The organism is Neobacillus sp. MER 74, assembly GCF_023714155.1.
Window position 1 is genome coordinate 100,971 of record NZ_JAMAUV010000003.1, and the last position, 26,901, is coordinate 127,871.

The following is a 26,901-nucleotide window of genomic DNA, read 5'->3' on the forward strand; positions in this document are numbered from 1 at the left end:
TTATTGTTAAGGGAGTGACTATTTGCCTTCAATGGATTTTTTGCAAGCTCAGGAAACTCTTAATTTCATGGAGTGGATTTTAAGAGCTGTAATTGGATTCTTCTTTATGCTCATTGTTGCTAAACTAATAGGACAGCGCGCGATTTCTCAATTAAGATTACTTGATTTCGTTATCGCCTTAGTTGTTGGTAATATTATTGCCCATCCATTATCAGATGAGCACCTTGGAATGAAGGGTGCAATGACTACAACCATCGTATTGGTGGTTCTGTATACCTTTGGTTTATTTATCAGTTTAAAATTAACCCGCATAGGAAAGTTTCTAGACCCCGATCCATTTCCTCTTATTAAAGAAGGAGAAATTCTTTATAAAGGGTTAAAGAAAGCAAGAATTTCAATTGATTATTTATTAGCAGAGTTGAGAAAAGAAAAAATTGAGGATGTAAAAAAAGTAGCGTTAGCATTATGGGAATCAGATGGGAAACTTTCCATTTTCTTAGATCCGCAGTATGAGGCGATTACGCCATCCACCTACCAGATGACAACGAAGCCTTTTGATTTCCCACAGACCGTTATAAGAGAAGGCAAGATTGTTCATCATACACTAGAAGAAAAAAACAAGGATGAAGGGTGGCTTGTTGATACCCTTATTCAAACACATCAAACAGGGATTAAGAATGTTTTGTTAGCCACAATTGATGGGGAAAACAATTTGAGGGTATTCTTTTATAAATAATTGCATATGAAAGAAACATAAGCCATCTGGTTAGGTTAGATGGCTTATTAATGTGGCAATACGGCATTTAATAGACTAGTAAGTCTCTTCTTATACAACAAGAGGTACATTTTCTTCCCTTGTGACTGCTCATCTATTTGTGAAGATACTTCATATTTTGATGGCCAAAGCCAGTTTCCGATTTCAATCAATGTATGTTTGACTGTATCATAGCTAAAAAATTGATAATTGAGGAAATCCCAGTACTGCCTAAAACCCTTTACAGATTGGTATTCCCAAAGAGTATTCACTTGATATGGGAACTTCTTGATTTCGTCTAAGTGTGGAAATTGCTGATAAACGATGGATAAGGTCCTGATGTTCCGCTTTAAGGTTTGGTGAGATTCCGCGAGCTGTATGAAATGGTCAAAATCAATCTCCTTCCTCTCCTTGTCAATGACTTGAATAATATCCATAAAATATTTCATTGAGTCTAAATTATGGCGCCAGCCGTGAAGGCAAATCATATAAAAGGTATGAAGTGGGGAAAGTTCTTTAATATACCCGGATTGGCTCACGGGTACCGACTGCTCCCAAAGATCATTTATATTAAACCTCGAGGTACTTCTTTTCACCAAATCCCAATGTAATTCCACCACTAGCGGCGTGGGCGAACCAGGTAATTTCTTGCTAAAACTACAATGAAAATGACCAGGTATGAACTCTTCTTCAACCGTAAAACCTAATGATTTAACAGATTCAATGGCGATAGTAAGATCCTGAATTCTGACTAATAAATCAATATCAGAGGTAGCCCTTGCCCCAATATGCCCAAAATACTTCTCAGCAAAATAAACTCCTTTAAGAGTAATTACATCTATCTTCTTCTCCTGAAAAGCTCTTAATAATTGATCGGTTTGATTTTTAATAAAAAGGTTTTGATACAATCCTTTATTATATTCTTCTTTAAGATGAAATTGAAAAAACGCAGGCGTTTGCTCGAGCCTCCCCTGCTGTTTTAATAAAAAATAAACTTGGGAGGCAATACCATCATTTTTAATATCCTGAAGAACTTGATGATACAGCTCCTCATCCTGAGGCAGTGATTTCTTATTATCATATAAAAATCTCACGAACTCTAGACTCACCGGCCTCATCTCCCATTTATTAGTTTGAAACTAAAGACAAAGGTGTTTCTTTTTTAGAACTATACGATGTTTCATTGAGTTTTCGATATAAACCTTTTTGTCCCATTAACTCCTCATGTGTTCCCTGTTGAACGATTTTTCCCTTATTCATCACCATGATTACATCAGCGTTTTGGATTGTCGACAAGCGATGGGCGATAATAATTGTCGTTCTGCCTTTCATCAATTCATCTAGTGCTTCTTTGACGTAATATTCTGTTTCACCATCTAAAGCTGAAGTTGCTTCATCTAGTAATAAAATCGGCGAATCTTTTAAAATAGCTCGGGCAATAGCGATTCTTTGTTTTTGGCCACCAGATAATTTAACCCCGTTTTCACCAATATGGGTTTCGTATCCGTTAGGAAGGGAGAGAATGAAGTCATGAATCTCAGCATTGATTGTAGCTTCTACCATTTCTTTCTCCGTTACATTGGGACGGGCAATCAAAAGGTTATCTCGAACGGTTCCAGCAAATAAGAAAGTTTCTTGTGGGACGTGGGCAATCGAACTTCTTAACTCTGAAGCGGAAAACTCTTTTATGGATTTACCAGCAATCTGAATTTTGCCTGCTTGCGGCTTATAAAACCCCTGTAATAGATTAAACAGGGTACTCTTTCCCGCTCCACTCGGACCAACTAACGCCACCACTTTCCCAGCAGGGATCTCTAAATGAAATTGTTCCAACACATTTTTATTTTCCATATAACCAAAGCTCACGTTATGAAACCGAATCGAATCGACTTGGTTCATGGTGGGCTCAAACGAAGGTAAATCTTGTAGATCAGCTGATGTTTCAAGAACATTTAACACCCTTTCAAGTGCGGCAACAGACCGTTGAAAGCCTGCCCATAAACTAGCCATTCCCGTGATTGGATAAAATAAGTGCCCAACTAAGTTTAGAAATGTTAACAATGCTCCAACGGAAAGCATTCCTTCGGAGACAAAAAGGGCTCCGACAGACAGGTTAATCATAAAAGTAATCGAACTTAAAATTTGACCGCCCGAATTATACCAGCTTTGAAGTTTGCCATTTTCAAGCTCTAATTGAAATAATTCCTTATTTTGTCTGACGTACTTTTTATACTGCAGTTTCTCAAGTGTAAAGGAACGAATAACGGTAAAGCCATGAAAAGTCTCATTTAGGAGGCTATTAATATTTCCTACCAACCGGTGGATCAATCTACCATTTTTCCGAAGTAACAAGCCGAATACAACACCAGATAATGCCGTGATTGGGGCGATGATAAGACTTACTAAACACAGTGTCAAATTAATATTTACCAAATAAACAAATACGACAATATAAATTATTGGCAGCCTAACTAGACTGATAAGATTACTGCCAATCACTCCATCAACACCATGGATATCATTAGAAAAATGGGACATTAATTCACCGGAGCGAATATTGGATGTTTCTGAAGCAGGCAGTCTTAGGACATGGTGAAAAAAATGGTTCTTAATATCCATTTTCACCCCATTCGTCGCAAACAAATTAGCGTAAGTATAACAAACACTTGAGACAATACTCAATATAATAAGTAATCCGCCATAGGGTATGAAGGATAAAATCTGTTGATACCCACCATGAATAGCTGCATCAGTAATCTGACCATAGTACCTTGCAAAAGCGATCGTTAAGTAAATATCCAACCCTAATAATAGAAGAATAACAAGATAGGCCTTCCAACGTTTCATGATAAAGGGCAAAACAAAGGAAAAAGCCCTGCGCATATCTTTCATGGTAAAATATTGTTTAATTAAAGAATCTATCCGTTCCTTCATCATATGGACACTCCAGATTTTATTAGAATTGTAATTTGAGTTTTTTATTTAAATATTTTCTAAGCATGCCTGATAGAAAAGGAAATGTAAGAATCATTTTTCCCCAACTGCGAGCAAGAAAATGTTGCGGGATTATTGTCAGTCTTTTTTTTTGCACACTTGCTAGTTTACCAATAATAAACTCTTCTCTTATAAATTGATCGTAACCAAGGTTTGTATCACCTTTAAATAAGAAAAACAGTTGGTTATCTAATTTTGTTACGTTCACAAATCGGTGGGCGATTAATTGACCAGTTTGCGAATAATACAGAATCACATCGCCCTTCTTTAATTGAGAAGATGGACATGGGATAAACCTACAGAGATTACCTTGTTGTATAAATGGATACATGCTATTCCCAAATGCCGGCAGCTCCAACAAGCCGTCCTTTTTGATTGTACGTTTAAGAAGTGCAAAGGTATGATTGTCAATCAACATGTTCAATCAGCCCGCACTGAACGAGATTGGCCAGGAATTCTTCCATGTCCTTTTTTACTTGCAGCTCATTCTCTATTGTTGCGAACTTAGCTAACAAAGATTGCGTTAGGGAATCAACTGTTTGAACCTCAGTAAGCAATGACCAGCAATGTCCACCCTCATCATTTAATTTGGTAATGGTATATTGGTCAGTATTCAAGATAATCCATTCGCCATCAAGTTCGGTAGCTTCATAATTTCCTTTTTGAATATATTGAGTCATCATGATATTAACTCCCAAAATGTATTATTTTTTTGAAAATGAAGTTCATAAACTGGTACGTTCTTTACTAAATCGGTCATTAACCTCATTATAGTTTTCGTCTCTTCATCACTATGGGGCCAAAAGAAAACTTTATCCATTAAATGCAGCAATGCCTCCGATTTAGTAGACCTGATTCTCTGATTTTGTAGTGCTTGGTAAAGTAATTGAACACTAGCTAATTCTACATTCCCCTCAAAATGATCTGCTTGCAGTTCACTTCGGAATGGTGAATTAAACACCGTAACTTTATTTGAGGTAATTTTGACAAGGGTAGCCTCATCCGAAAGAAGAGGTCTTGGATACGACAGTTTGGCTGCTGTTGATTTACCTGCCCCCGATTGACCAGCAAAGATATGGGCTTTACCATTTTCTATTGCACAGGAGGAGTGGATCAACAGTCCCCAATTATGATAAACGATGAAGGCGCTATATAAATTTGTTAATGCGTGTTTTAAGGCGAAATCATTATAAACAGAAATAGTCGCAGACTTAAACTCAGTATTAACCTCAATTAAGTAATCGGCTCGACGGTACTGGATTTGGCTTTCATTCTTGATAATCTCTACTTCGTAATCTTGAAAGGGAACACCATAGCCTTCTTCAATTTTGATGATCAGATCAGGTAGCTCATTTTCAGCATATATGTCAGAGTGAAAATTTTTTTCAAACATATTATTTAAATCTTTAGATTCACAGATTATATGTATAAAATGGTCGCCAATTTTTGTTATTAATTTGTTCATCATTGGCCTCCTATAAGGAAAAATCGATAGTTTTTGGAAAGGGAAGTCAAGGAATAAATATTCCCATGGTCTTCCCTTCTCCACTGATATTAAGGGTTAACATTTGGATTACATTGACCTACCCCGATATTACCATTACCATTGCCATTGCCATTACCATTGCCATTGCCAGGTGTTCCTGCTCCACAAGGAATATCATTAGGGTTACCTGGTGGGAAATTAATTCCACCATTCCCTTTACCAGGATGGACGTGTTTTCCTTTACCAGGATTCCAGCTCTGTGCTGTTTCAAAACGTATAGGTTGATGGCTTAAGACAGTTGGTCTAGAATAGACTTTTTCTATAATCATTATTTCACCTCCTTAACCATACAATCTTGTTCACTATAAGGAACGAATAATTCAAAAAAATTTTCGATTTAAATTTATTAAATTCAAAAGGTTATACATAAAATTATAATCTAATAAACGTTCTATTAAAAGAACAAATTCAACAAAAAAGTCATATTCCATTAACTTTTTCTTACATAAAATGTATCAAGAACTACACCATAAATACCAAAGTTACATTCCATTATTTAACTACTGATCAAAATTATAATTATAATTTTATAATTGATTAAAAACATTTATTTGCTTATCTTCGTAATCTTTCTCAAATCCATTTGGATAATTGACTTGCCATCGCCATGAATCTCTACACATCTCATTAAGACCTTTATTGGCAATCCAATTTAGTTCTTCATTTGCCTTGGAAACATCAGCAAAACTAATAGAAACATCTCCAGGTCTTCGGTTTACTATTCTATATGGTATTGGACGCCCAATTACTTGTTCAAAGGCATGAATCATATCCAATACACTGTATCCTGTACCTGTTCCTAGATTATATGCCGTAATTCCTGAATTTCCCATAACCTTTACCAGAGCTTTTAAATGACCATCTGCAAGATCTACCACATGAATATAATCTCTAACTCCGGTACCATCATGTGTTTGATAGTCACCACCAAATACTTTTAGTTCAGGTAATTTCCCAACAGCTACTTGAGTAATATAAGGAACGAGATTGTTAGGAATACCATTAGGATCTTCTCCCATTTGCCCACTACTGTGTGCACCAACTGGATTAAAGTAACGCAACAGGGCTATACTCCAGTTTTGGTTGGAAGCATAGAGATCTTGTAAAATTTCCTCAATCATTAGTTTTGTGCGCCCATAAGGGTTTGTTGCTTGAAGTGGTAAATCTTCACTTAGAGGTACCTGCTCTTGAAATCCGTATACAGTTGCCGAAGAACTAAATACTAAGTTATAAACCCCATATTTCTCCATAACTCGACATAAATTTAATGTTCCTACTATATTGTTGTTATAATACTGTAATGGCATAGATACTGATTCTCCAACTGCTTTTAATCCAGCAAAATGAATCACGGCCAAAATATCATTTTCAAGAAACACAGACTCTATTGCAGAGTAATCAAGTAGATCCACATTGTAGAATTTAAAATTCTTTCCCGTTATTTCAGATATCCGTTTTAATGATTCAGGTTTACTATTTAAGAAATTGTCTAATACAACAATTTCATGTCCCGCATTCAACAATTCTATACAAGTATGAGATCCAATATATCCTGCGCCGCCTGTAACTAATATAGACATAAACAAAACCACTCCTTAAATTGTTCATTATAAAGAACATAATAATTAAAAAAATTTTAGAGATCACCCAAATTTTATCTCTCTTAACTGAATATTATAATTTAAAAATCGTTCCATTTAAAGAACTTCAATTCGACAAAATCTGTTGAACTTCGACTTAGGAAAGAATACATTTCAAATTTCACACAATAATCAATATAGTGACAGCATATTGTGTAAAAATAAGGAAGAACAATATAATGGATAAAAAATTTACTAATCGTCGCGAAGGTTATCGGACAACGAAGGAATTTCCCAATTAGGATTACTTAATTTTGTTATCGTATTGGTCTTGGGGAATATTATTGTCCATCACTTTTCAGATGAGCAGCTTGGAAAGAAAGGAATCGATCATTACAACGGTTGAAATATTGTATAGGAGTCTTATTAATCAGCTTAGAATTTCAACTATAGCTTCTTCTAGGTTGTTTAATCTTTGAAGATTTTTAATCCATTTTAGTAAACTAGCAAATCCTTCGTCATTATTATTGAATGTGAGTGGATCTCCGACTACAATTCCACGGAAATTCACGGCTCTGGCCACGTGAAATTGTTGAGCTATATCCACGCCAACAACAAGATGGTTAACGGAAATTCTTTCTATCAGATGATTTTATTTGTTTTGCATTTTAAACTTCATAGTAGAGTTCCTCCTAAAGTTGTGAGTTAGAGTAATGTCTATACTCATATCTTACTGAGGAGCCCTATTTTTTTCAAAGTCGAAAAATAATGTTCTTCAGGAATGCTAACCTGGCTCTCTAAAAGGCTAATGTGTCACTCGATTCTGTCCCGAATGTCACTTTTTTATGGCAATATACATATATCTTTCAAAATGGCTTTCTAAACAAGATATTGAGGTTGTAACAGTAAATCCTCATTTAATAAAAAGGAATAAAGAAACAGGGATAATACCCAGTCAAAAAGCGATAAAAAGGATGCTTTAGTTATAGCTGATATGGTGAAGAACGGTTACTACTCAGAGGTGTGACCGTCAAGCAGAATGACACAATTTCTGCTAATTAATTTGAAACACTTGATCGCCAAATATTGTTTTTCGATGTTTCATTCGCCAACTATCTTCATTTAAATGAATAATTTCTACTCGATGCAAGATTCGATCCAGTATGGCTGTAGTAATTGCTTGATCCCCTAATAGCTCACCCCATTCTTTTGGACCTTTATTTGAAGTTAAAATTATGGATGTTTGATTATAAAGGTTATTTATTAGATGAAAGAACATATTAGCTTCTTGCTTATCCATAGCCATAAACATAAGATCATCTATAATTACTAAGTCTGCTTCTCGAATTCGTTTCATTCTGGTTTTCGATTTTCTCGTGATTTCTTCTGTCTTTAATGTATGAATTAAATCTCCCATAGTCGTAAAAATCACTTTATAGCCCTGATTTAAAGCTTCTATTCCTAACCCGATCGAAAGATGGGTTTTACCCACACCTGGCGGTCCAAGAAAGATAATGTTATATAGTTGTTCAAGCCACGTTAAGTCCCTTAACTGATTTAGCTTCTTACTACTTAATGATTTTTGTTCTTTCAAATCGTAGCCATCAACTGTGCTATGGAAGGGGAATGTAGCCCATTTAAATCGCTTCTCTAGTTGTTTTTCATCTCTTCGACTCTGCTCATATGTTGCCATTTCAAAGAGAAACTGAGTAAAGGATAAATCCTTTTTCTCAGCCTCTCTGATTAGTTCAGGTAAATCATTTGCGGTTTCAGATAAACGAAGGGTTCTCATCAGTTCTTGTAACTGCTGGAGTTGACTCATTGTGAATCACCCTCCATTAGGACTGTGTAGGCATCCACTTCTCTTTTTGGAGCCTCTGTCTCCATAATCCAACTGGACAAACTATTTATTGGTGAGACATTCTCAGCGTTGTTGGTCACTGTATCATGTGCTTGGCGTTGCCGTTTAATGTATTGAACGATGTCGCCGAAGTCTGTTGCACTAAATAACTTTCTTCTGACACTTTCATACAGTGCTGCTGATAGTAAATCTTCATTATTTTGTTTGGTCTCTCTTAATATAATTTGTAGCTGATCTCGAATATATCGAGGATACTTTTCCCGAATAGTCGTTAGGTATTTATATGCAGCTTCCTTGTCTTTAAATTGTTTCGCAACCGTATTAAGAAATGCATCGATTCCTTTTGTTCGATCACGAGTGTGATTTCTATCTTTTATCAACTGGCCTTTCCCATCAGGTATTTTATGCTTTGCAATTAATTCTCCGTTTCAGGTATATAGATTAATAGGTATTGATCCTCAGATTCCTTTACACCTAATGTTTCATATTTACTAAACGTACCGAGTGGAAGAGAATACCGATTAGACAAATACCGTATGGTATTGTCCTTATGGACACTTCTTGATATACTATTCTCATATTTGTTTATGATATTTATTTTTTGAATGACTGGTCTTAAGTGTTGCTTTTCCAGGAGAACACTTCGACTGGTCTTTTTTTTGTTGTATTGTGTACTTTATAGTTACCTGTCGGATTTAACCATTGCCATCCTTGTTCATTCCAAGAATCAATATTGTGGAATATTCTATGTTTAGCGAAATTGTGCTTGATAAAACCTACCACATTCTCAATCCTACCCTTACTTTCCGGGTCAGCTTTACGACAAACCCGAAGGTTTAGCCTCCTGGTATCTTTATACTGCTGAAACTCCTTTGTTAGAATTAAATCTCCACCATTTTCACTTACTACTATTAAACTATCTTGGTCATAAACTAATTCTCTAGGAATTCCCTCAAACCATTTAAACGCATTCTCATGTGCTCTTATGACATCTTCCGTAGTAAAAGGTCTCTCTAACCATTCCTTATATTTATATCTAGAATTAGATAGCACAAATGCAATAAAGCTAAGCTTGACTTCCTTATTTTTTATGTTCCTTTGTTTAGTGAATCCAAAATCCACTTGAATTTGTTCTCCCATAGGTGAGTCGGGGATGGCTTCATATTCTCTCGGAGATGTCTCTTTCTCAATCTTATAGTCATTACGTAGATCTCTGACATACGCCCTCACAGTGCTTTCACCTATCTCTAGTGTTGGATTCCTTTCCTGCTGCCAATCTTGCACTTGTGCAGCTGACATATCAGGATGTTCCCGCAACCAGGATAAGACTAGTTCCTTATGTGTGTCTAACTTCTTCCTTCTTGTTTGTAAGGAGTCTACCCACTCAGCCATATCTGAGGGAGATCTTTTAAGGTTTCTGTATACTGTTGATCTTGAAATCCCTAGCTTTTCTGCGACTTTTGATTTACTAAATCCTTTCTTTATTAACTGTTGTATTTCCATATACATTTCCCACTTATCCACCTTTTCTGTACCCTCCATTGATGTATGAATAACTCATAGAAATCTTACAATGGAAAGGGCTTATATTTTACTGGTACATTTGGGTAAATAAGTGTTTCATCTTATCTAGCAAAAACTGTCTACTCTAGTTTAGCAGTCACAAGAGGTTAGGTACACATCAGAACTATTCGAAAAATTAAGGGTTATTAGTCTAACCGTGATGTAGAAGTTAAACGCCTTGTTAGTTCTATCAATCAATTAAATCGTTGGGTAGATATTGTTTTTCCTGAACTCCGACAGGTGTTTAAAGATATTAAGGCTAAGGGGGCAATCGCAACCATCCGTTTATTTCCGTCCCCCATGGATTTAGAGATTATGCAGCCTCATAAGATTTATGAAGCTAATTGGAAAGTTAGCTAGAATTTTGTTAACATTTGTTCTACTAAAAGAACAACAATTCGACAAAATTTATTCTCTTACCAAAAATTTTTAGTGCTATCAGGTTTCACTGAATAAGATTCATTACTTACTTAAATGGTAGTTGGTATTCTGAAGAGAGTAACTAATAATTAAAAAGCAATTGAAAAATGCTTATCTTTATTTTTAAAAGCTTAGCTGAAATAATTGCTGTTGCAGTAACAGTTCCCTCCTTTTTTCAATAAATCCATGATGTACTAAATCGTTAATAATTACTTTCTTTCTTGTTTTTAAAGAATAGAGGGAACATTCTACGTATATAGTGTAGTATCCGGGTGGTGCTAATAATGGTTGATTATTATATAAAAAACCAATTCATAAAAATGAATATTCCAGTTGGGAAAATATATCCAACTCGATACATTTAACACCATGGACATAACAAGGAAGCCCCAAACAGGGGTTAAAAGAATAGAAGAACCACAGTTAGAAATTAATGATGAATTAATGTACGCAGCGATGGATCCAAGGGACGCCAATTTATTTTTCCAAATGATAACTCATCGATTATATTAACTTCCAACCGTCACCCAAAAGAATGGACCGAGCTTTTGGGTGACGTAGGTGTGGCAACAACAATCTTGGAATGTCTCATATATGGAACAGAAATTGTTCACTATAATAATTCAAGTTATAGAATGAAACATCGCGAAATATTTTTAGCGAAAGTGTTCAAAATTAATAAGCTAAATTGTTCAAAGGTACCTGACGCTTACATATATATATTTAAAAAACTATATTATTCATTATCAGTTCTATCAATCCCATATATTTATCTCTCAATATATTATAAGAATTAAGAGTTATTTTATTTGGTTACAATCAAAATTGAGACTAAATCATATAAAACCAACTAACTAAAGAGAAGAGGCAGATTTTGAATGTTCAATTGCATTAATCATTTGAAATCCGCCACTGTCTATAGTTAAACTTCCTTACAATTTTGAAACCTAAAATCGTTAAACCTACTATACTGAATTAAGATCAACATTATCTATCATTTTCGTATTTACATTGGTATCGAATGCTACATTATTAAAAACACATTTTACTATTGTCATTGCTTTCGGCTTAGTCAACCAATGTAAACCAATTGTGGAATTATCAAAATATGAATTTGAAATAACAGAAACATTATCATTATCTACTTTTCTTATAAAGGAGGTTATAAATGTGCTACGTGTATTTAAAACGTTTCCATCAAAATTTATACCAACGTTTTGGAATAAGCAATTATCTAAAACAATTTTTCTATTATATTTAACATCATTTACTCCAAGGTTTATATCTCCGCCAATTTTAGAAGTTTTTGCTCTAATAAAATTTCCATTACTCAATTGACAGCAATCCAAACCTACCGTCCCTTCTATTACAGTTAAACCTTGGATAGTGTTTGGCCTACCTGCGTAATTATCTGGTACTCTAATTGAAACTCCATAATTTTTAACTATAACGTTATTTACAACACCGCCTGTCAGAATAATATCTATACCACTTGTTGTATTATCTCCCCACTCTCTCTCCAATAAAATTTCAGATATATAGCATCTTCCATAGTCATACCTACTGATATTAAAACCAGGTTGTCCAGAATCAGATATTATGACTGGTTGTCCATTTAAAGTTTCTGAAACTTGAAATGACGTCGATGTTACATTAACAGTATAATAATACTTATCTACACTAATTCCCCCTGGAACCTTACCAATCCATTGTTCAAAACATACTCTTGCACCGTTTCCCATACCGTGAGGAAAACTAAAGGTAAAAGTGTTATTAGATACATTTACAATTGGTTTTCCAAGATATCCGTATACACTAGCGCCATAAAATTTCCCATTTTTTATTTGACAATTTTTTATTACTGCACCTTTCACATCAAATAACCTTATATTTGAATTATTACATACAGCACCATTAACATAATTATTTCCTTCAACCCAAAGTTCACACCCTATAAAAGTGTTATTCAAATATTTGACATACCAGTTATTTGAATAAGAACTAACTCCTCCTACATTTGAACCTTCGAATGTATTACTCTCCAAAACTACATTAATACCATCTGAATTTACAAAATGTCCTCTTGCATTATTATAAATATAGTTATTATAAATATATATTCTAGTATTTAGTTCTAATCCAGTTTGGTTTAGCTCTGGTCGCCAAGTTGGTATATTAGTTTCAGACCACATAGATTCAATATCGATACCGAACATTGGTGGAGTTCCGTCAACTGTAACACCATCATCTGACTTTCCAATATGATGTATACTATTATTAAAAATAAAGACATCATTTGAGCTTGTTAAAGAAATTCCTTGTCTCCTACAATGGTGTAAATTACATCTATGGATGTATATATGTGATCCCATTTCTTCTTGTTTATAATCCGTGGAATTAATTCTATACTCTAACCAACTTGTAGAAATAGCATCACCAGTGAAATCACATATTTCTACCCCTTCAATCTCAATACTGTTTGACCCAGATATTTCAATTCCTTGCCCCCATTCATGCGTGTAACTTTGAGCATCTACTTTTGCTCTGATTTGCGAGATTTGTGTATCAGTTAATGGAGAATTGGTAATATCTATAACAAAGATCATTTTGTTACAATCATTTATTGGAGCAAACCAACCTCTACCGGTTGGAGAAGAAGGTGCAAATTCTCCATTTGCCCTAAAACCCACGAGCGTACTACTTGATACATTATCCTTATATTGATAAAAACTATACTTAGTTGAAGCCACCCCTGGTATATTCCATAAACGGAAGGCTTTTAAAAGACCTGGATTCAATAATCTATCCACAACCTCACTTCTTATGAAGTTGGGGTTATTATTTAAAGAACCATCACTATTTATCCCTCCTCTTACAAACTTTACTCCTAATTCGTATAAGTGTGTCTTTTTATCACCATTTATCTTTCCCCCACTTATCTTTACATCCTTTACTCCCTTTAGATCAAATACACGATACCATGGTGATGAATTTGTTTCTAATTCCAATATACAACCATCCAACATCTCAAAATGCATCCCACTATGAATTGAAATACATGAGAATGACTCAGGATCAATCTTTAGCTTATAATTTCCGCTAGGTAAAATAATATGATTGAACCCTTGGGAAGCAGCCCAAGTCAAGGCATTATTTATTCCACTCGTAGTTTCTAGAGCATTAGTACCATCATTTTTTATATTCCATCTGTTTATTTCAATAACATATGAATTGGAAGAATTTATTACTGGAGTCATAGCTTTTTTAGGAACCCATTTTGATAAGTTGCTATCAAATGTTAAGACATCACTATTAGAGGGTTGTTTAGAATTAAAATTCACATCATCAAGATCTCCAAGATTAGCCTTTATAGCCATAAACTAATATCACCTCTTACTTTTAATACATTAGTTTATGTTATAAAAAAAAATTCGATAGGGCATTTAAATTAATAATGTGGAAATTTAATTATGTAAAATCAATTCAAAAAAGAAAAATGAATTAATTTAATAAATAAAATAAGATTGTTTGGGGAAATTTCTAAAAGGCTGAAGAAAGAGATATTTTCAAAAATAAAAATTAAACCTATTAAGGTAATATAGGATTTTACCCCAATAGGCTTTTCTTAAAATACTTTTGAAACTAAATTATATATGTAAGTTTTAAGCATTCGCTTCCTATTAATATCCTTACCTAATTGATATAAATAATCCACTTATCCACCTTTTCAATTCCTCCGCCTAATCATAGAAGTATAAAAATCTATCATAAGGTGGAGAACAATCTTAGTAAATAAGTGTTCAAATTTAATTGTCGTAAACTGTTCAATTTAGTCTAGCACTTACAAATACATACCTTGAGGATGAAAAGTTGCAACCACGAAAGGTACTGAAATAAAAAAAGTAAGAAAATGAACAGGGTAAATTTTTGCGAATCGAGCTTTGTAAAAATTTGAAATCTTAGCCATTGTCAATTCATCAAACTTTGATTGATAACTGTAAGTAAGTATAAACCCTGATAATACAAAGAAAAAAGATACTCCCGCTGAACCTAGTTGCAAGTGAACAAATACTCCTGTGTGAAATAGAAATACCATTAAAGCAGCTAAAAATCTAAAAGAAGTTAATGAATTTAGCAATTAATTCCTTCCCCTCTTATCGTTCTTAAATAATATCAAATCCTAATATTGCACTTATTCTCATTCAATTCATTTATAGAATTGCTCAATCAGACTTTCCTGCGAAATAATTTTATATCTTCATTTCCAATAAAAATGACTAAATGCAAGCACACTTAGTCATTTTTTCACCTTATATATTTCGAAATATATAATTACCTATTAACCCACGTTTCTTATTGTTTTATTTGCTTTAACTTTCAATTTAATCATCCCTATAATATTTTTTACTATTAACAATAAATATTTAAATTCAGATGTTTTATAAAAAATAACTATATACAGTACATTTGGTATAATTAAACAAACTAACCCAACTAAAATTAAATTAAATATATTTTTATGTGGAATAAAATCACATATGAATTTTGTTATGAAAAATACACATACCCCTATAATTATATAGTAAAAATATCTTTTGAAATATGTTAGTAATGGCTTATTAAATACATATTTATATACAAAATAAGGTGTAGTCCAAAAAGGAACCAATAAAGCACTTATAAGTGTTCCGAGAAAAACACCTGAAATCCCAATGTATTTAACTAATATTAAAGAAAAAACAAGATTAATAACAGCTTGATATAAAGGAACATACCTATCCTCATGGAAAATTCCTGAAGTTGATTTTACTGCTGTGATGGAATTCCTCATACCGCGTTCATAAAAGCAAAGCATTAATATTATTAATACACCATGACTCATTATAAACTTTGAACCAATCCATAATGATATAAAAGGTTCAATAATAATTATTAGAAAAATAGTGAAGAATGAATACAACCAAAAATTTAGAAATCTATATACCTTATATAAATTATAAATTTTTTCTTTACTTTCAATTGCAACTAAGTTTCCTATACTATGATACATATTATTAAAAACTTGGTTAATGAATGTTCTACATATTTCTATTAACATATTATAATTTGAATATAATCCAACAGCTGTAACACTCACAAATGAGGAGATAATAATGTTATCTGTACCAAGCACTAAATAATTACCAATATTTTGTAGCACAATTGCCTTTATATTCTTTATAATATTATTCCTAGTGTTGATATCTAATTTACTTGATACCTTTTCCTTCAAAAAAGAATACTTTTTATTTACAATTATAGAAATAACTATAGTATTTAAGATCGTTATGATACTATCGATAATTAAATAAAGTATATAATCTTTTGAATAATATAAGATAACTATTTTTAATGAAACAGATATTATTGATGAAATAGAATAAATTCCAGTAACTATATAACTTTTTTGACATACATTTAAAAATGATATTTTATGTATATATAAATATGGTGTAACTGTGTTTAATAAAAAAATAACATAAATGAAATAAATATCTTCAACACTGGTATCCTTAATAAATAAATCTAAAAAGGGCATTATTGAAAGTCCTAATACTAAAACAATCAAGGCAATTACAAAATATGCCTTTTTAAGCAAATTCATTAACATATTTATTTTATGCTTATCATTTTCTGCAACTGGCTTATATAGACTATATACTATACTCGAACCAATTCCAGCTTCTGCCAACGATAGCATTGCTAATATGTTAGTAAATAACCCATTTATCCCCAAGTAGTCAATACCTAAACTATTTATAAAAACCGTTCGAGAAATAAAACTAAGTAAGGTAATAATGATTTGATTCCCTAAGCCAAAAGATATGTTAATTAATGAATTTCTTACTCTCATATTTTTCTCCACTTTTTTATATTATTAAAACAAGTAAACAGGAGGAGTATCTTAACTTCGATATATCAAGTTTTTACATTTTACTAGAAGAATTGCAAATAATAATGTAATTTTTTTAACTTCTAGGTTCCTAGCGGCTTGTTCAAAATTAATTTTGCTTTTGACTAATTTAAAATATGCATTATAATGAGACAATCTATTCCTTAAATTATAATTATAAAACTTTATTTGTTGTTTAAAAAGAAAGGCTGTTCCCTTAGGATTCTCAACAAAAATCTTATCTCCTGATTTAGTTAGACCATCACTGAGATAATCACATATATAGATTGTGGTATTAAACCATCTTATTATATACCCTTCGTATGCCATGCGATCCCAAACTGTACATTCAGTAATAAATTTCTCTCCTTCAAATTCCTCAAATTTATACTTTTTTATTATTTTAGTATAAAAAACCTCAGCCTTATCACCATTAATATTATATTTCTTACGTTCAAGAGAAGTTGCATCAACATAATCACCGATGAATGATGTTCCCCAAAAATCACCATCAGATTTTCCTTTATTACCGGACACCCCACAAAATTTCCCATCCCTTGGAAGAGATTTCTCCCAATGTACAACATTTTCTAAAGCGTTTTCGGTAAGATAATCATCAGAATCAACAATGAAAAATAAATCTCCTGTGGCTAGTTCGGTACCTTTATTTATAGCTCTATGTTTTCCACCATTCTCTACTTTATAATATCTAATCGAAAATTGGTTATTTTCCTTCTCCCATTTTTCAAATAAATGATTGGTATTATCTGTGGATCCATCATCAATAACTAACCACTCAAAGTCCTTAAATGTTTGTCTTTTTAATGAAGAATATAATTTTTCAATAATATAACCTCTATTATAAGTTGAAGTGAAAACTGTTATTTTCAACTAACTATCCTCCTTTTTAATAATCCTATATTCCTACGCAAATTATAGTATTTCTGTAATAAAAAGCATTCTCCCCAGGTCATGAATGGATATTTTAAAAACTTTTTTACTCTTTTTCGAATATACTTAGGGGTATTTTTATTATCAATTATTGGATAAATTACACCATCATAATTATTTTTAGCAATAAATTTCTTTATTTTAAAAATATTCACACCATTACTACATAATAAAAAAGTTGTATCTATTATTGCTTGAGGTAGAAGAAAATCCTTAAATAATAAATGTATTTCATGACAGTCGGGATATTTATTCTGTAAATATTTCAGGACCCGATATTTAGCTTTGTAACAATCATATCTGTCGAAATTAACCTTTGAAATTGATGAACTATTATGAATAATATAGTTAAAAAAAATATCAGATGCGACTTTTACTTTAATTGCATTTAACAAACAATAGAAAATAAATTCGACATCTTCACCATACTTTGTTGATTCATTAAAAAAAATATTATATGAATTTACAAGTTCTTTGCTAACGGCAAAGGAACCCATGCATATCTTTACATTCCATAAACAAAATTCTCTTACAATTTCAATTCCATTTTTATAATCTTCACTATTTTCCGCTTTAGTGATTTCGCCGTTTTGGACATAATTGAAGCTCCCTAAAAGCATATCTAAATTGTTATATTTTTTTATATTAAAATAAAGACTTGTTAACGTATTATGTTCTAAAGTGTCATCTCCATCTAAAAAATATAGCCATTTACCAGTTGAATTTTTTACACCTAAATTTCGGGCATTTGAAACACCACTATTTTTTACATGTTTTACTTTAATTCTTTTATCTTTCTTTGCATATACTTCACAAATTCTACCACTCTTGTCCGTTGAACCATCATTAATTAAAATCAACTCAAAATTTGTAAATGATTGGCATAATACTGATTCGATGCAAGCCGTAATAAGCTTTTCAACATTATAAACCGGGACAATAATACTAAATAAAGGTTCCAAAGAATTATTCCCCCTCTATTAAATTACTTTACTAGTAATTTTTTTGCCAATAACACGTTCATATTCATTTAGACTTCTTATACAAAATCCTTGCGTAAATGGTAGTATATTAAACAGCATAGAATAAACACCTATTCCTTTTGTGTCACCTTGTGAAAAATCAACTGCACCGGCTCTTCTCGTCACTTTCATTAAATAACTAAATGCCTTATCTACTCCTTCTAAACATTCATTAGAAATATCATTAATTTTTGATGCATTTAATAGGAACCAGCATAATGTAGCGGTTGTTGAAGAATCTGGTCTAGATTCATTTATAGAAACTGACCAATTCCAATTCCCACTTTCTTGTTGAAATTTCAGTACAGCTTTCGAAAACTTTTTAATGATATGTTCTAAATCCTTTTTATATTTACTACCTTCAGGTAATTCATTCCAACTATCTATTAATCCTATGGCAAACCATCCAAGTCCTCTCCCCCAGCCAGCTAGTCCGGATGGAATTTTACTTCGAACATTATATGTATGAAATGGAATATAGTGATCTTTTAAAATTCCATAGTTTTCAAACTCCTTAATCTGTTTCATAGCTAATTCTATACATTCAGTTTTCTTGAAACTATTACCATATGCAATTAAAAAGGGACAAATAAAACCAATAGTATCTACATATCTATAACTTTTCATTGATTTTCTATATTCAACAGTACCATCATTACCAATATGATTTTTTATCATTTCCCAAACATGATCTAATGCGTTTTTGTAATTTTCCTTATTGATAAAATTAATTTTCATAATAGAATAAGCAAGTATTGCAACATCAATATGAGTGGGTTCTTTAATCCATCCACCATTTTTATTGAATTTCCTATTAAGGTATTTTAATAATTCTTCTTTTACTTTATTATCATCATAATTATTCAAATATTCCGATATACCTAGTATTAATGATGCTTCTTGCCAATCTTGTATAGTACTTTTAGTGTAATTCCCTTTAATAATATCCAAAATTACCAGTCTAATGTTATCTGTAACTTTAATCTTTGGTGTTTTGTTAAGCCATTTAACTCCCAATTTAGTTATTGATTTATTCCAAATAAACAAATCTCCCCATCTGCCAATATAGATTCTACTTAACCAATCTTTAAATATAGGTACAATATCAATTAGCCCAATTACCAACACAGTACTTACTATAAGAACACTCAAATTATCGAACAAAAGCTACACATCTCCCTTAAATATGTTAACTAATTAATTTATAAAATATCCCAATTTCACTCTCAGTTCCACAATTTTCATTTTCTAAATTATAGATTAATTTACTTCTTAAATTTTGATCATCAATTAATCTCTTAACCCCTTCATATATTGCTCTTGGATTTTGATCAACAATCAAACCATTTTGTTCATCTTCAATTTGATCATAGATTACCTTAAAGTTTGTTGAGACTATTGGCTTTTTAAGTATTTTTGCCTCTGTGATAGTTAAGCATCTTCCTTCGAATAAGGATGTTTGGACATATATATCACAATGTCTTATGTAGGGGTAGGGATTTTCTTTTAATCCTATTAAATTAAATGAATTATATAAATTTTTAGTATTTATTAACTTTTCTAATTTTCCTCTTTCTTCCCCTTCACCAATTAAATACCACTTAATTTTATAACCATTTTTAACTAAGATATCACAGGCCTCAATAGCCATATCAAATCCTTTTTGGTAATTTAATCTCCCTACTGAACATATAGTTATGTCTTTATGCCCTATTTCAATTTTCTCGTAAGACATTTTATTTATTGTAAATGGGGATATTATATTCCGCATTAGTCTAATTTTATTTTCAAACATTGGAAACCTTTGTTTTAATATTTTTAAACACTCTTCGGAAACTGTCACTAAATAATCTAATTGCTCGAAATATTCTAAATCAATATTCGAATCCATGCCTAGCTTATCATAATCATTATGAATAAAGCCTATTTTTTTATCAGCATTCACTATATCTACACAAAAATAAATTGGGTTTTTTTCAAGAAACCCTATAGCTACATCATATTTTCCTTTTAATTTTTCTATACACTTAGATATATATTTCCATACTCTTTGTTCACATCTGGCAGCATTTTTTTCAGTTTTAAAAATAACCCCCGCAATTATTCTTAATAAGGTTATGTCAAATCTACCCTTTATGATTGATTCGAATATAGCTGTTTTTAAAGACATATCAAAATATTTAAATTCATCCGGCTCTTTTAATAAGTTTACCTCTTTTGGAATCTTATTAAAGAATATGCCTTCGTGTTTAAACAATAATAAATCTACGTCGAGTAATTTAAAGTCTAAAGTTTCCAATAAAGAAATAAGGGCCTTTTCAGCCCCTCCACAATTTAAATTATTAATCACAATTAAAATTTTTTTTTTCATCCTCTTATTCACCTTCAATCATTTCATAAAATTTCCTTATTTCGTTTACTGTTCCTAAAATTTCATAGGATAAGTTATTTGTAAGTTTGTTCTTTAATGAGGGGTCTATCATTAATTTTTCCACTCCATAACATAAATCTTCTTTAGTTATATTAACAATTAATCCATTTTCACCATTTATTATTTGATCTTTTGCAGTATCAAAATTAGTTATAACTATTGGTTTATTAAGTATTTTTGCTTCCTCAATAGCTATGGATTTCCCCTCGTATCTTGAGGGTTGAACATATATGTCAGCATCTTGTACATAAGGGTATGGATTATCCCTATTTCCCAATAAAATAAATTGGTTTTTCAAATTATTCATTTCAATTAATTTTTCTAATTTCTCTCTATCGCTACCATTACCTAATACAAACCATTTGATTTTATAACCTTTATCTATTAGTAGTTTACAGGCTTGTATTGCTAAATCTATACCTTTTTCATGACTTAACCTTGCTACTGTAATAATTTTTGTACTATATCCGTCGCTTCTAATATCTGATTTTTCAACTGTTGATAATGATTTTATTACCTTTGGAGAAACAATATTTTCAATTACTTTAACTTTTGTAGTTAAAGATGGGAATTCTTGATTTATAGAAAAATTACATTCCTTTGATACAGTCACAATCTGATCTAAACTATTAAAATAAGGAAAATCTAAACTACTTAACATCCCAGAGTTCGAATAATTCGTATGAATCCATCCAATTTTTCGTGTAGATTTTACTCTATCAATCACGAAATATATTGGTGATTTTTCAAGATAACCTATTGCGGCATCATATTCCTTTTTTAGTTTGTCTATTGATTTTTTTCTATATTTCCAAGTAGCTTGTTCAGCATATGATTTGTTTTCTTCGATTCTTGTTCTTAAAAAGAACAAAAATCTTGAATAAGCTAATCGAAACCTTCCACTTATTAGAAATGTTAATAAAGAATTAATTAATGGCTTTGCAAAGGTTTTGCTTTCCTCTGATAATTCCAAGATATTTACTGATTTTGGAATTTGATTTAAAAAAGCTCCTTTTTTACTGAATAGATATAGATCTACATTAAATAAATTATAATCTATTTGAGATAATAAATTGACTAAACTTCTTTCTCCTCCACCCACCTCTAAACTTGGCATAACAAATAATAGATCTTTTTTTTTCATACGAGGGCCCCTTAACTATCTAACTAATTCATGTAAGTAATCAACAGCTTTAAAAGACATATTTTGTACAATAGGTATATTTTTTTCTAATTGGATTTTAATTTCTTGCTCATCCCTAACCATCTCATTGAAGGCCTCTTTTAACTTTTTAAAACTTGACATTTCTTGTAACCCTAATACTAACTTTTCCTTTCCAAACAAATCCTTTGAAATACCTCTAGACTTTACGCTATAACCGAGGACTAAAGTTGGAATACAATTTGAATAGGCTGCAATAGTAGCATGTGTCCTAGCCCCAATAAAGTATCTCATTCTAGCTATATATCCCTTATATTGTTTTGCATTTAGGTTGTCTGGTAGTAATATTACACGTCCTGTTGATTTAAACTCTTCATAATATTTTTTTAATACTTCAAAATCATTATTACCTTCTTGAATAACATGTGGTGTTAGAGCAATGGTTAATTCTGTAGTATTTAAAATATAATTAATTAGTTTTCTGACAGCTGTAAAAGAATCGTTATTTCGCTTCATTACAAGCGGGCTATAATTAATTCCAATTGTTTTACCCTCAATCCATCCATGAGGTAAAACTAGTTCTTCTTTTTCCAGAGTAAAAGCAGGATCTGCGCATAATTTTACATTTTTCAAACCGTTATTTTTCAGTAGATTATATGTAAGTGTTTCACGGGCTAAAATTAAATCAAACAGCTTAAGATCTTGAAGTTTTCTTTTGGATAAATCCTCTTCACCAATTGAACAACCCCATAAAACCAATTTCTTACCTTTTTGTTTAACTCTCTTATCTATTTCGTACCATCCAGGTTGTTCACCGTAACAATAATTATCTCCACCTATCGATAAATAGACATCCATATTTTTAATGTGCTTTATTATGTTTTTTTCTATAAAACCTAGAGCATATGATTCATCCTTAAAACATTTATACTTTATTGAAGACAGCAACCAAGGATATGTATATTTTTTTATATCACTCTTAGAACCATCATAAACTGCATCCAAGTTATTTAATTGTTTATCTGTTTCAGGTTTTTCAGAAGCTAAATATACATTTACTCCTCCAATTTTTTGTTTAATTATATTAGTGGTGGAACGAACTATAGCCTCACAGCCTCTGTTATCACTGCCCCCATGAGCAAACATCATTATATTCAAAGAAATTCCTCCTTTATTCTTTTATCAAATTAAACTATAGAGTTTTTCTAATTCATTATTATTACCATAGTCTATTCTTAGATTATTATTACTTATTGAATCTCTTAGTTGATCATTATGAAAAAAAGTCTGTATACCAGTAGCTATTCCGCTTACACTCAAATCACAAATAATTCCCTCTTTACCATTAAGTATTTGACTGTTTGATGTAGAATAATTAGTTATAAGAATAGGTTTGCCTAAAATCTTTGCCTCTGTAACAGTTACGGCTTTACCTTCATATCTAGATGGCTGTACATATATATCACATTTTGTTATATATGGATAGGGATTTATTTGCTTGCCTAGTAGGATAAAACTATCTTGTAAGTTATACTCTGTAATTAATTCTCTAATTTTAGCTTCATCTCCACCATAACCAACAACATACCAAACTATATCTTCATACCCTTTATCTTTTAATAATTTTAATGCTTTAATAGCTTGATCAATCCCTTTCGCATGAGATAATCTAGCTACTGTTAGAATCTTAAATCTATTGTCAGCTTCCATTGGGTTATTAATTTGTTCTTTTCCCAGGGTTCGAATAACATCTGGTGAAGTAATATTTTCTATTACCAGAATTTTCTTTTCTAACTCTTTGTATTTACTTAAAAAGGATTCTTTACATGCCTCTGAAACAGCAATAATATGATCAAATTTTTCCCACATATATAAATCCATTTTTATATTTGTTTCAACTTTGGAATAATCGGTATGAATCCAAGCAATTTTTTTCCTTGCTTTTACTTTTTCTGCAATAAAATAATGCGGCCATAAGTAACTAATTGCAACGTCATATTCTTCATCCATTTTTGGCAAAAAAGGCAGAGCATACTTCCACATCAGTTGCATTTGATAATATCCTGGTTCCTCCATCTTTTTTAACCCTTTATAAAAATTAGCATGTAGCTTAGATAATATCCTTGAGAAAGCTATAAAATAAAATTTATCTTTAACTATTTCACCAATTGATTTTCTAAATGTACTGTAAAGAGGGATTTCCGTTAATAGGTTCGGCTGTTTTGGCAGCAGAGGCATGAAATCCCCTTTATGCCTATATAACATTAAATCAATAGTATGTTTGTCGTAATTAAAGCTATCTAGCATACTAATTAAACTTCTTTCCACGCCACCAACTTCCATATCATAAGACGCTATAAGCAATTTTTTCATGTTTTTCCCCTACCTGTAACAACTTTCCTTATCCTTGCTATGTTTTCGCCACCTATTACTTTAGAAGCAACCGTCTTAATACTGCTTTTTAATCTAGCTTTTGGTGGTAACCAACTTTTATAAAAAAGATGCATCGTGTATGTGTTCTCAGATATAAATTTCCTGCAATTAATATAATCATAAGGTGAAAAATAAGTTTGAGGATAAAAAACTCCTAAGCTAGGGATTTCTTGAAATTTGCCGTTTTGTTTAAGTCCTTTAGTTTTTAATATATTAGTAATAACAGCAACATTTGTTAAATCATTTTGTTCACCATCTGATTGTAGAAAAGTCTTGTCTTTATATGAATCCAAGAATAACCTTATCAAATTATTCCCTTTCGCAGCTCCAATGGTGCTGGTCGCTATATAATTCTCTTGTTCAAACCCCCAAAACGAATCATGGTGTAATAGATCATCGAATGGCTTAAAAACCTGTACATCTGTATCTAAATAAACTCCTCCATACTGATACAAAGCATATACCCTAACATAATCACTAACAAAAGCAAATTTTCTTGATTCATAAGCTTGTTTTACATAAAGATTACAGCTTATATCAGAATTGGACTCATTCCATTCAATTATCTCATAATCCGATAAATGTTTTCTCCAGGTCTCAATACACCTTGTTACAATTTCTGGTTTTTCTTTACCACCAAACCAACAATAGTGAATTATTTTCGGGATCTTATTACTCGTTTTATTCATAAACTTCCTCTAATTGTTTATTTAATATAAAGATCAATTTTTTACTCCATTAATTTGATTTTGCCATTTAATAAATTCTATTAATGTTTTGTACTCTTCTATTTGTTCCTTCTTTATTCCTGATTCTTTTATTTCCTTTACTAAAGCAATAACATCATGATCCAGGATTACCTCTTCTTTTTGGGATGTTTCATTCTCCAGTAAAGTTTTTAGATCAACATTTAAAACTAAGGCAATTTTATTTATCACTTGAATTGAAGGGTTCTGGTTTAAGCTTCTTTCAATATTACTCAAGTACGACTTTGAAATACCAGAGCGTTCAGCAAGCTCCGATAACGTAAGACCATTTTTCATTCGAATTTCATATATATTTCTTCCTATCATTAGCAACTACCCCGTTTTATCTTTTTAAGATTTTCTACTAAATTTCATATAATTTGTTCCACTTCCCATTGATATCCTATCTTTAATAGTATTAATAATTCTTAATTGGGCTTCCACCAACATATTAGACCCTGATGGTAAACATAATCCATTATAAAAGAGATTCTCCGATGTAACCTCTTGGGGAGTGTGTGAATAAAATTTAGTACCAAGAAATGCTGGTTGCAGATGTAATGGTTTCCATACTGGCCGAGCTTCAATATTCTCATCTGCAAGACATTCCAGTAATTCTGCTACTGAAACTCCAGCTTCTTCCTCATTTACTATTAGAGATGTCAGCCATCGATTAGAAATAGTATTCTTCAATTCGGGCATAAAGCTAATTCCAGGTAATTGGGCTAATTCCTGATAATAATTATTAAATATATTTCTTCTGGCTTGCACTCTTTCTGGCAATACTTCTAATTGGGCTCTTCCAACACCAGCTAAAATATTACTCATGCGGTAGTTAAACCCAATTTGGCTATGTTGATAATGAGGTGCAGGATCCCGTGCTTGGGTAGCCAAAAAACGCGCTTTTTTTAATGCAGCTTTATCTTTTGATACAAGCATGCCCCCACCAGATGTTGTGATAATTTTGTTGCCATTAAAGGAGTAGATTCCAAATTCACCAAAAGTCCCACTAGCTTTCCCTTTGTAAGTAGAACCGAGGGACTCTGCAGCATCCTCTATTACAGGGACATTGTAATGGTTACACAGTGAAAGAATTTCATCCATTTTTGCACTTTGCCCATACAAATTCACTACGATAACTGCTTTAGGTAATTTTCCACTATACGAAGCTTCAATAAATGCCTTTTCTAAGGCTATTGGAGACATATTCCATGTTTCTGGCTCTGAGTCAATAAAAACTGGCTCCGCTCCTTGATAAATTATTGGGTTTGCACTAGCAATAAAGGTGAGAGTGGAACAAAAAACTTGGTCACCCTTTTTTACTCCTAATAAAGAAAGAGCCAAATGAATCGCTGCAGTACCTGAACTAACGGCCACAGCTTCATTGGCTCCAACATATTCCGCTATTTCTTTTTCAAAAGCATCCACATTTGGTCCAAGTGGAGCAATCCAGTTTGTATCGAATGCTTGTTTAATGTACTTTAATTCATTCCCACTCATATGGGG

25 protein-coding genes and 3 pseudogenes are annotated in these 26,901 nt (G+C 31.9%); 4 read left to right on the forward strand and 24 right to left on the reverse strand.

Features of this window, described 5'->3' with window-relative positions; translation table 11 throughout:
* Positions 1–31: 31 nt before the first annotated feature.
* Positions 32–736, forward strand: a complete 705-nt coding sequence (locus tag M3610_RS07175) for a DUF421 domain-containing protein (protein WP_251458348.1) — start codon at positions 32–34, stop codon at positions 734–736.
* 47 nt (positions 737–783) lie between these two features.
* Here the strand turns inward: M3610_RS07175 and M3610_RS07180 are convergent, their stop codons facing one another.
* The 8 genes and pseudogenes from M3610_RS07180 to M3610_RS07215 form a co-directional block, all read right to left on the reverse strand.
* Entirely contained in the window at positions 784–1,863 is a 1,080-nt protein-coding gene (locus M3610_RS07180; protein ID WP_251457763.1) for a nucleotidyltransferase domain-containing protein, read from the reverse strand.
* 19 nt (positions 1,864–1,882) lie between these two features.
* Complete coding sequence (locus M3610_RS07185; protein WP_251457765.1) at positions 1,883–3,691, reverse strand: ABC transporter ATP-binding protein; 1,809 nt, start codon at positions 3,689–3,691, stop codon at positions 1,883–1,885.
* A 19-nt stretch (positions 3,692–3,710) separates the two neighbouring features.
* Positions 3,711–4,166 (reverse strand): signal peptidase I, encoded by a 456-nt coding sequence (locus M3610_RS07190; RefSeq protein ID WP_251457768.1) that lies wholly within the window; start codon positions 4,164–4,166, stop codon positions 3,711–3,713.
* Positions 4,156–4,431: a PqqD family protein gene (locus M3610_RS07195; RefSeq protein ID WP_251457770.1), complete on the reverse strand. Its 276-nt coding sequence runs from the start codon at positions 4,429–4,431 to the stop codon at positions 4,156–4,158. The genes M3610_RS07190 and M3610_RS07195 overlap by 11 nt, the downstream gene beginning before the upstream one ends.
* A complete protein-coding gene (locus M3610_RS07200) occupies positions 4,428–5,216 on the reverse strand; it encodes a hypothetical protein (RefSeq protein WP_251457772.1) in 789 nt (262 codons plus the stop codon). The genes M3610_RS07195 and M3610_RS07200 overlap by 4 nt, the downstream gene beginning before the upstream one ends.
* 86 nt (positions 5,217–5,302) lie before the next feature.
* Positions 5,303–5,563 carry a hypothetical protein gene (locus tag M3610_RS07205; protein WP_251457774.1) on the reverse strand — a complete coding sequence of 87 codons (261 nt, stop codon included), beginning with the start codon at positions 5,561–5,563 and terminating at the stop codon, positions 5,303–5,305.
* A 258-nt stretch (positions 5,564–5,821) separates the two neighbouring features.
* Positions 5,822–6,874 (reverse strand): UDP-glucose 4-epimerase GalE, encoded by a 1,053-nt coding sequence (gene galE / locus M3610_RS07210; protein WP_251457776.1) that lies wholly within the window; start codon positions 6,872–6,874, stop codon positions 5,822–5,824.
* A 445-nt stretch (positions 6,875–7,319) separates the two neighbouring features.
* Positions 7,320–7,520 (reverse strand): annotated as a pseudogene (locus M3610_RS07215) (IS110 family RNA-guided transposase); the annotation flags it as partial.
* Between the two features lie 208 nt (positions 7,521–7,728).
* Here M3610_RS07215 and M3610_RS07220 point away from each other — a divergent pair.
* A pseudogene (locus M3610_RS07220) lies at positions 7,729–7,892 on the forward strand (IS110 family transposase); the annotation flags it as partial.
* 36 nt (positions 7,893–7,928) lie between these two features.
* On the opposite strand, the gene istB reads toward M3610_RS07220, so the two are convergent.
* The 3 genes from istB to istA all read right to left on the reverse strand — a co-directional run bounded on the left by istB (position 7,929) and on the right by istA (position 10,244).
* Entirely contained in the window at positions 7,929–8,696 is a 768-nt protein-coding gene (istB, locus tag M3610_RS07225) for an IS21-like element helper ATPase IstB (protein WP_251457778.1), read from the reverse strand.
* The gene (locus M3610_RS07230; RefSeq protein ID WP_251457780.1) at positions 8,693–9,115 is read right to left on the reverse strand and encodes a hypothetical protein; all 423 of its coding nucleotides are present in this window, start codon (positions 9,113–9,115) and stop codon (positions 8,693–8,695) included. Before M3610_RS07230 ends, istB begins: the two co-directional genes overlap by 4 nt.
* Positions 9,116–9,350: 235 nt before the next feature.
* Positions 9,351–10,244 carry an IS21 family transposase gene (gene istA / locus M3610_RS07235; protein ID WP_251457783.1) on the reverse strand — a complete coding sequence of 298 codons (894 nt, stop codon included), beginning with the start codon at positions 10,242–10,244 and terminating at the stop codon, positions 9,351–9,353.
* A gap of 160 nt (positions 10,245–10,404) precedes the next feature.
* Between istA and M3610_RS28590 the strand changes: the two are divergent.
* Together M3610_RS28590 and M3610_RS28500 are read left to right on the forward strand one after the other, a co-directional pair.
* A pseudogene (locus tag M3610_RS28590) lies at positions 10,405–10,649 on the forward strand (IS110 family RNA-guided transposase); the annotation flags it as partial.
* Between the two features lie 572 nt (positions 10,650–11,221).
* Positions 11,222–11,515: an ATP-binding protein gene (locus M3610_RS28500; protein WP_483870107.1), complete on the forward strand. Its 294-nt coding sequence runs from the start codon at positions 11,222–11,224 to the stop codon at positions 11,513–11,515.
* Between the two features lie 168 nt (positions 11,516–11,683).
* Here M3610_RS28500 and M3610_RS07240 read toward each other — a convergent pair whose 3' ends face one another.
* The 13 genes from M3610_RS07240 to M3610_RS07300 form a co-directional block, all read right to left on the reverse strand.
* Positions 11,684–14,095 carry a right-handed parallel beta-helix repeat-containing protein gene (locus M3610_RS07240; protein ID WP_251457785.1) on the reverse strand — a complete coding sequence of 804 codons (2,412 nt, stop codon included), beginning with the start codon at positions 14,093–14,095 and terminating at the stop codon, positions 11,684–11,686.
* 464 nt (positions 14,096–14,559) lie between these two features.
* The gene (locus M3610_RS07245; RefSeq protein ID WP_251457788.1) at positions 14,560–14,856 is read right to left on the reverse strand and encodes an acyltransferase family protein; all 297 of its coding nucleotides are present in this window, start codon (positions 14,854–14,856) and stop codon (positions 14,560–14,562) included.
* A 201-nt stretch (positions 14,857–15,057) separates the two neighbouring features.
* Positions 15,058–16,611, reverse strand: coding sequence for a lipopolysaccharide biosynthesis protein (locus tag M3610_RS07250; protein ID WP_251457791.1), 1,554 nt, complete (start codon positions 16,609–16,611; stop codon positions 15,058–15,060).
* A gap of 51 nt (positions 16,612–16,662) precedes the next feature.
* Complete coding sequence (locus tag M3610_RS07255) at positions 16,663–17,541, reverse strand: glycosyltransferase family 2 protein (protein ID WP_251457794.1); 879 nt, start codon at positions 17,539–17,541, stop codon at positions 16,663–16,665.
* On the reverse strand, positions 17,538–18,563 hold the full coding sequence (locus M3610_RS07260) for a glycosyltransferase family 2 protein (protein ID WP_251457797.1): 1,026 nt from the start codon (positions 18,561–18,563) through the stop codon (positions 17,538–17,540). The genes M3610_RS07255 and M3610_RS07260 overlap by 4 nt, the downstream gene beginning before the upstream one ends.
* An 18-nt stretch (positions 18,564–18,581) precedes the next feature.
* A complete protein-coding gene (locus tag M3610_RS07265) occupies positions 18,582–19,787 on the reverse strand; it encodes a glycoside hydrolase family 88 protein (RefSeq protein WP_251457800.1) in 1,206 nt (401 codons plus the stop codon).
* A gap of 25 nt (positions 19,788–19,812) precedes the next feature.
* A complete protein-coding gene (locus M3610_RS07270) occupies positions 19,813–20,994 on the reverse strand; it encodes a glycosyltransferase (RefSeq protein ID WP_251457803.1) in 1,182 nt (393 codons plus the stop codon).
* A 4-nt stretch (positions 20,995–20,998) separates the two neighbouring features.
* Positions 20,999–22,198: a glycosyltransferase gene (locus tag M3610_RS07275; RefSeq protein ID WP_251457805.1), complete on the reverse strand. Its 1,200-nt coding sequence runs from the start codon at positions 22,196–22,198 to the stop codon at positions 20,999–21,001.
* 15 nt (positions 22,199–22,213) lie between these two features.
* Positions 22,214–23,374 carry a polysaccharide pyruvyl transferase family protein gene (locus M3610_RS07280; RefSeq protein WP_251457807.1) on the reverse strand — a complete coding sequence of 387 codons (1,161 nt, stop codon included), beginning with the start codon at positions 23,372–23,374 and terminating at the stop codon, positions 22,214–22,216.
* 24 nt (positions 23,375–23,398) lie between these two features.
* Positions 23,399–24,589 carry a glycosyltransferase gene (locus tag M3610_RS07285; protein ID WP_251457809.1) on the reverse strand — a complete coding sequence of 397 codons (1,191 nt, stop codon included), beginning with the start codon at positions 24,587–24,589 and terminating at the stop codon, positions 23,399–23,401.
* Positions 24,586–25,338 carry a glycosyltransferase family 32 protein gene (locus tag M3610_RS07290; protein ID WP_251457811.1) on the reverse strand — a complete coding sequence of 251 codons (753 nt, stop codon included), beginning with the start codon at positions 25,336–25,338 and terminating at the stop codon, positions 24,586–24,588. Before M3610_RS07290 ends, M3610_RS07285 begins: the two co-directional genes overlap by 4 nt.
* 33 nt (positions 25,339–25,371) lie before the next feature.
* Positions 25,372–25,722, reverse strand: a complete 351-nt coding sequence (locus tag M3610_RS07295) for a helix-turn-helix domain-containing protein (protein WP_251457813.1) — start codon at positions 25,720–25,722, stop codon at positions 25,372–25,374.
* Between the two features lie 24 nt (positions 25,723–25,746).
* A complete protein-coding gene (locus M3610_RS07300) occupies positions 25,747–26,895 on the reverse strand; it encodes an aminotransferase class I/II-fold pyridoxal phosphate-dependent enzyme (RefSeq protein WP_251458350.1) in 1,149 nt (382 codons plus the stop codon).
* Positions 26,896–26,901: the final 6 nt, after the last annotated feature.

What these genes read in the sequence shown, in the direction of transcription:
- M3610_RS07200 (WP_251457772.1), bottom strand. Translation starts at nt 5,216, where the DNA reads ATGATGAACAAATTAATAACAAAAATTGGCGACCATTTTATACATATA.
- M3610_RS07205 (WP_251457774.1), bottom strand. Translation starts at nt 5,563, where the DNA reads ATGATTATAGAAAAAGTCTATTCTAGACCAACTGTCTTAAGCCATCAA.
- M3610_RS07285 (WP_251457809.1), bottom strand. Translation starts at nt 24,589, where the DNA reads ATGAAAAAATTGCTTATAGCGTCTTATGATATGGAAGTTGGTGGCGTG.
- M3610_RS07175 (WP_251458348.1), top strand. Translation starts at nt 32, where the DNA reads ATGGATTTTTTGCAAGCTCAGGAAACTCTTAATTTCATGGAGTGGATT.
- M3610_RS07300 (WP_251458350.1), bottom strand. Translation starts at nt 26,895, where the DNA reads ATGAGTGGGAATGAATTAAAGTACATTAAACAAGCATTCGATACAAAC.
- M3610_RS07290 (WP_251457811.1), bottom strand. Translation starts at nt 25,338, where the DNA reads ATGAATAAAACGAGTAATAAGATCCCGAAAATAATTCACTATTGTTGG.
- istA (WP_251457783.1), bottom strand. Translation starts at nt 10,244, where the DNA reads ATGTATATGGAAATACAACAGTTAATAAAGAAAGGATTTAGTAAATCA.
- istB (WP_251457778.1), bottom strand. Translation starts at nt 8,696, where the DNA reads ATGAGTCAACTCCAGCAGTTACAAGAACTGATGAGAACCCTTCGTTTA.
- M3610_RS07240 (WP_251457785.1), bottom strand. Translation starts at nt 14,095, where the DNA reads ATGGCTATAAAGGCTAATCTTGGAGATCTTGATGATGTGAATTTTAAT.
- M3610_RS07250 (WP_251457791.1), bottom strand. Translation starts at nt 16,611, where the DNA reads ATGAGAGTAAGAAATTCATTAATTAACATATCTTTTGGCTTAGGGAAT.
- M3610_RS07185 (WP_251457765.1), bottom strand. Translation starts at nt 3,691, where the DNA reads ATGATGAAGGAACGGATAGATTCTTTAATTAAACAATATTTTACCATG.
- M3610_RS07190 (WP_251457768.1), bottom strand. Translation starts at nt 4,166, where the DNA reads ATGTTGATTGACAATCATACCTTTGCACTTCTTAAACGTACAATCAAA.
- M3610_RS07270 (WP_251457803.1), bottom strand. Translation starts at nt 20,994, where the DNA reads ATGAAAAAAAAAATTTTAATTGTGATTAATAATTTAAATTGTGGAGGG.
- M3610_RS07195 (WP_251457770.1), bottom strand. Translation starts at nt 4,431, where the DNA reads ATGATGACTCAATATATTCAAAAAGGAAATTATGAAGCTACCGAACTT.
- M3610_RS07275 (WP_251457805.1), bottom strand. Translation starts at nt 22,198, where the DNA reads ATGAAAAAAAAAGATCTATTATTTGTTATGCCAAGTTTAGAGGTGGGT.
- galE (WP_251457776.1), bottom strand. Translation starts at nt 6,874, where the DNA reads ATGTCTATATTAGTTACAGGCGGCGCAGGATATATTGGATCTCATACT.
- M3610_RS07295 (WP_251457813.1), bottom strand. Translation starts at nt 25,722, where the DNA reads ATGATAGGAAGAAATATATATGAAATTCGAATGAAAAATGGTCTTACG.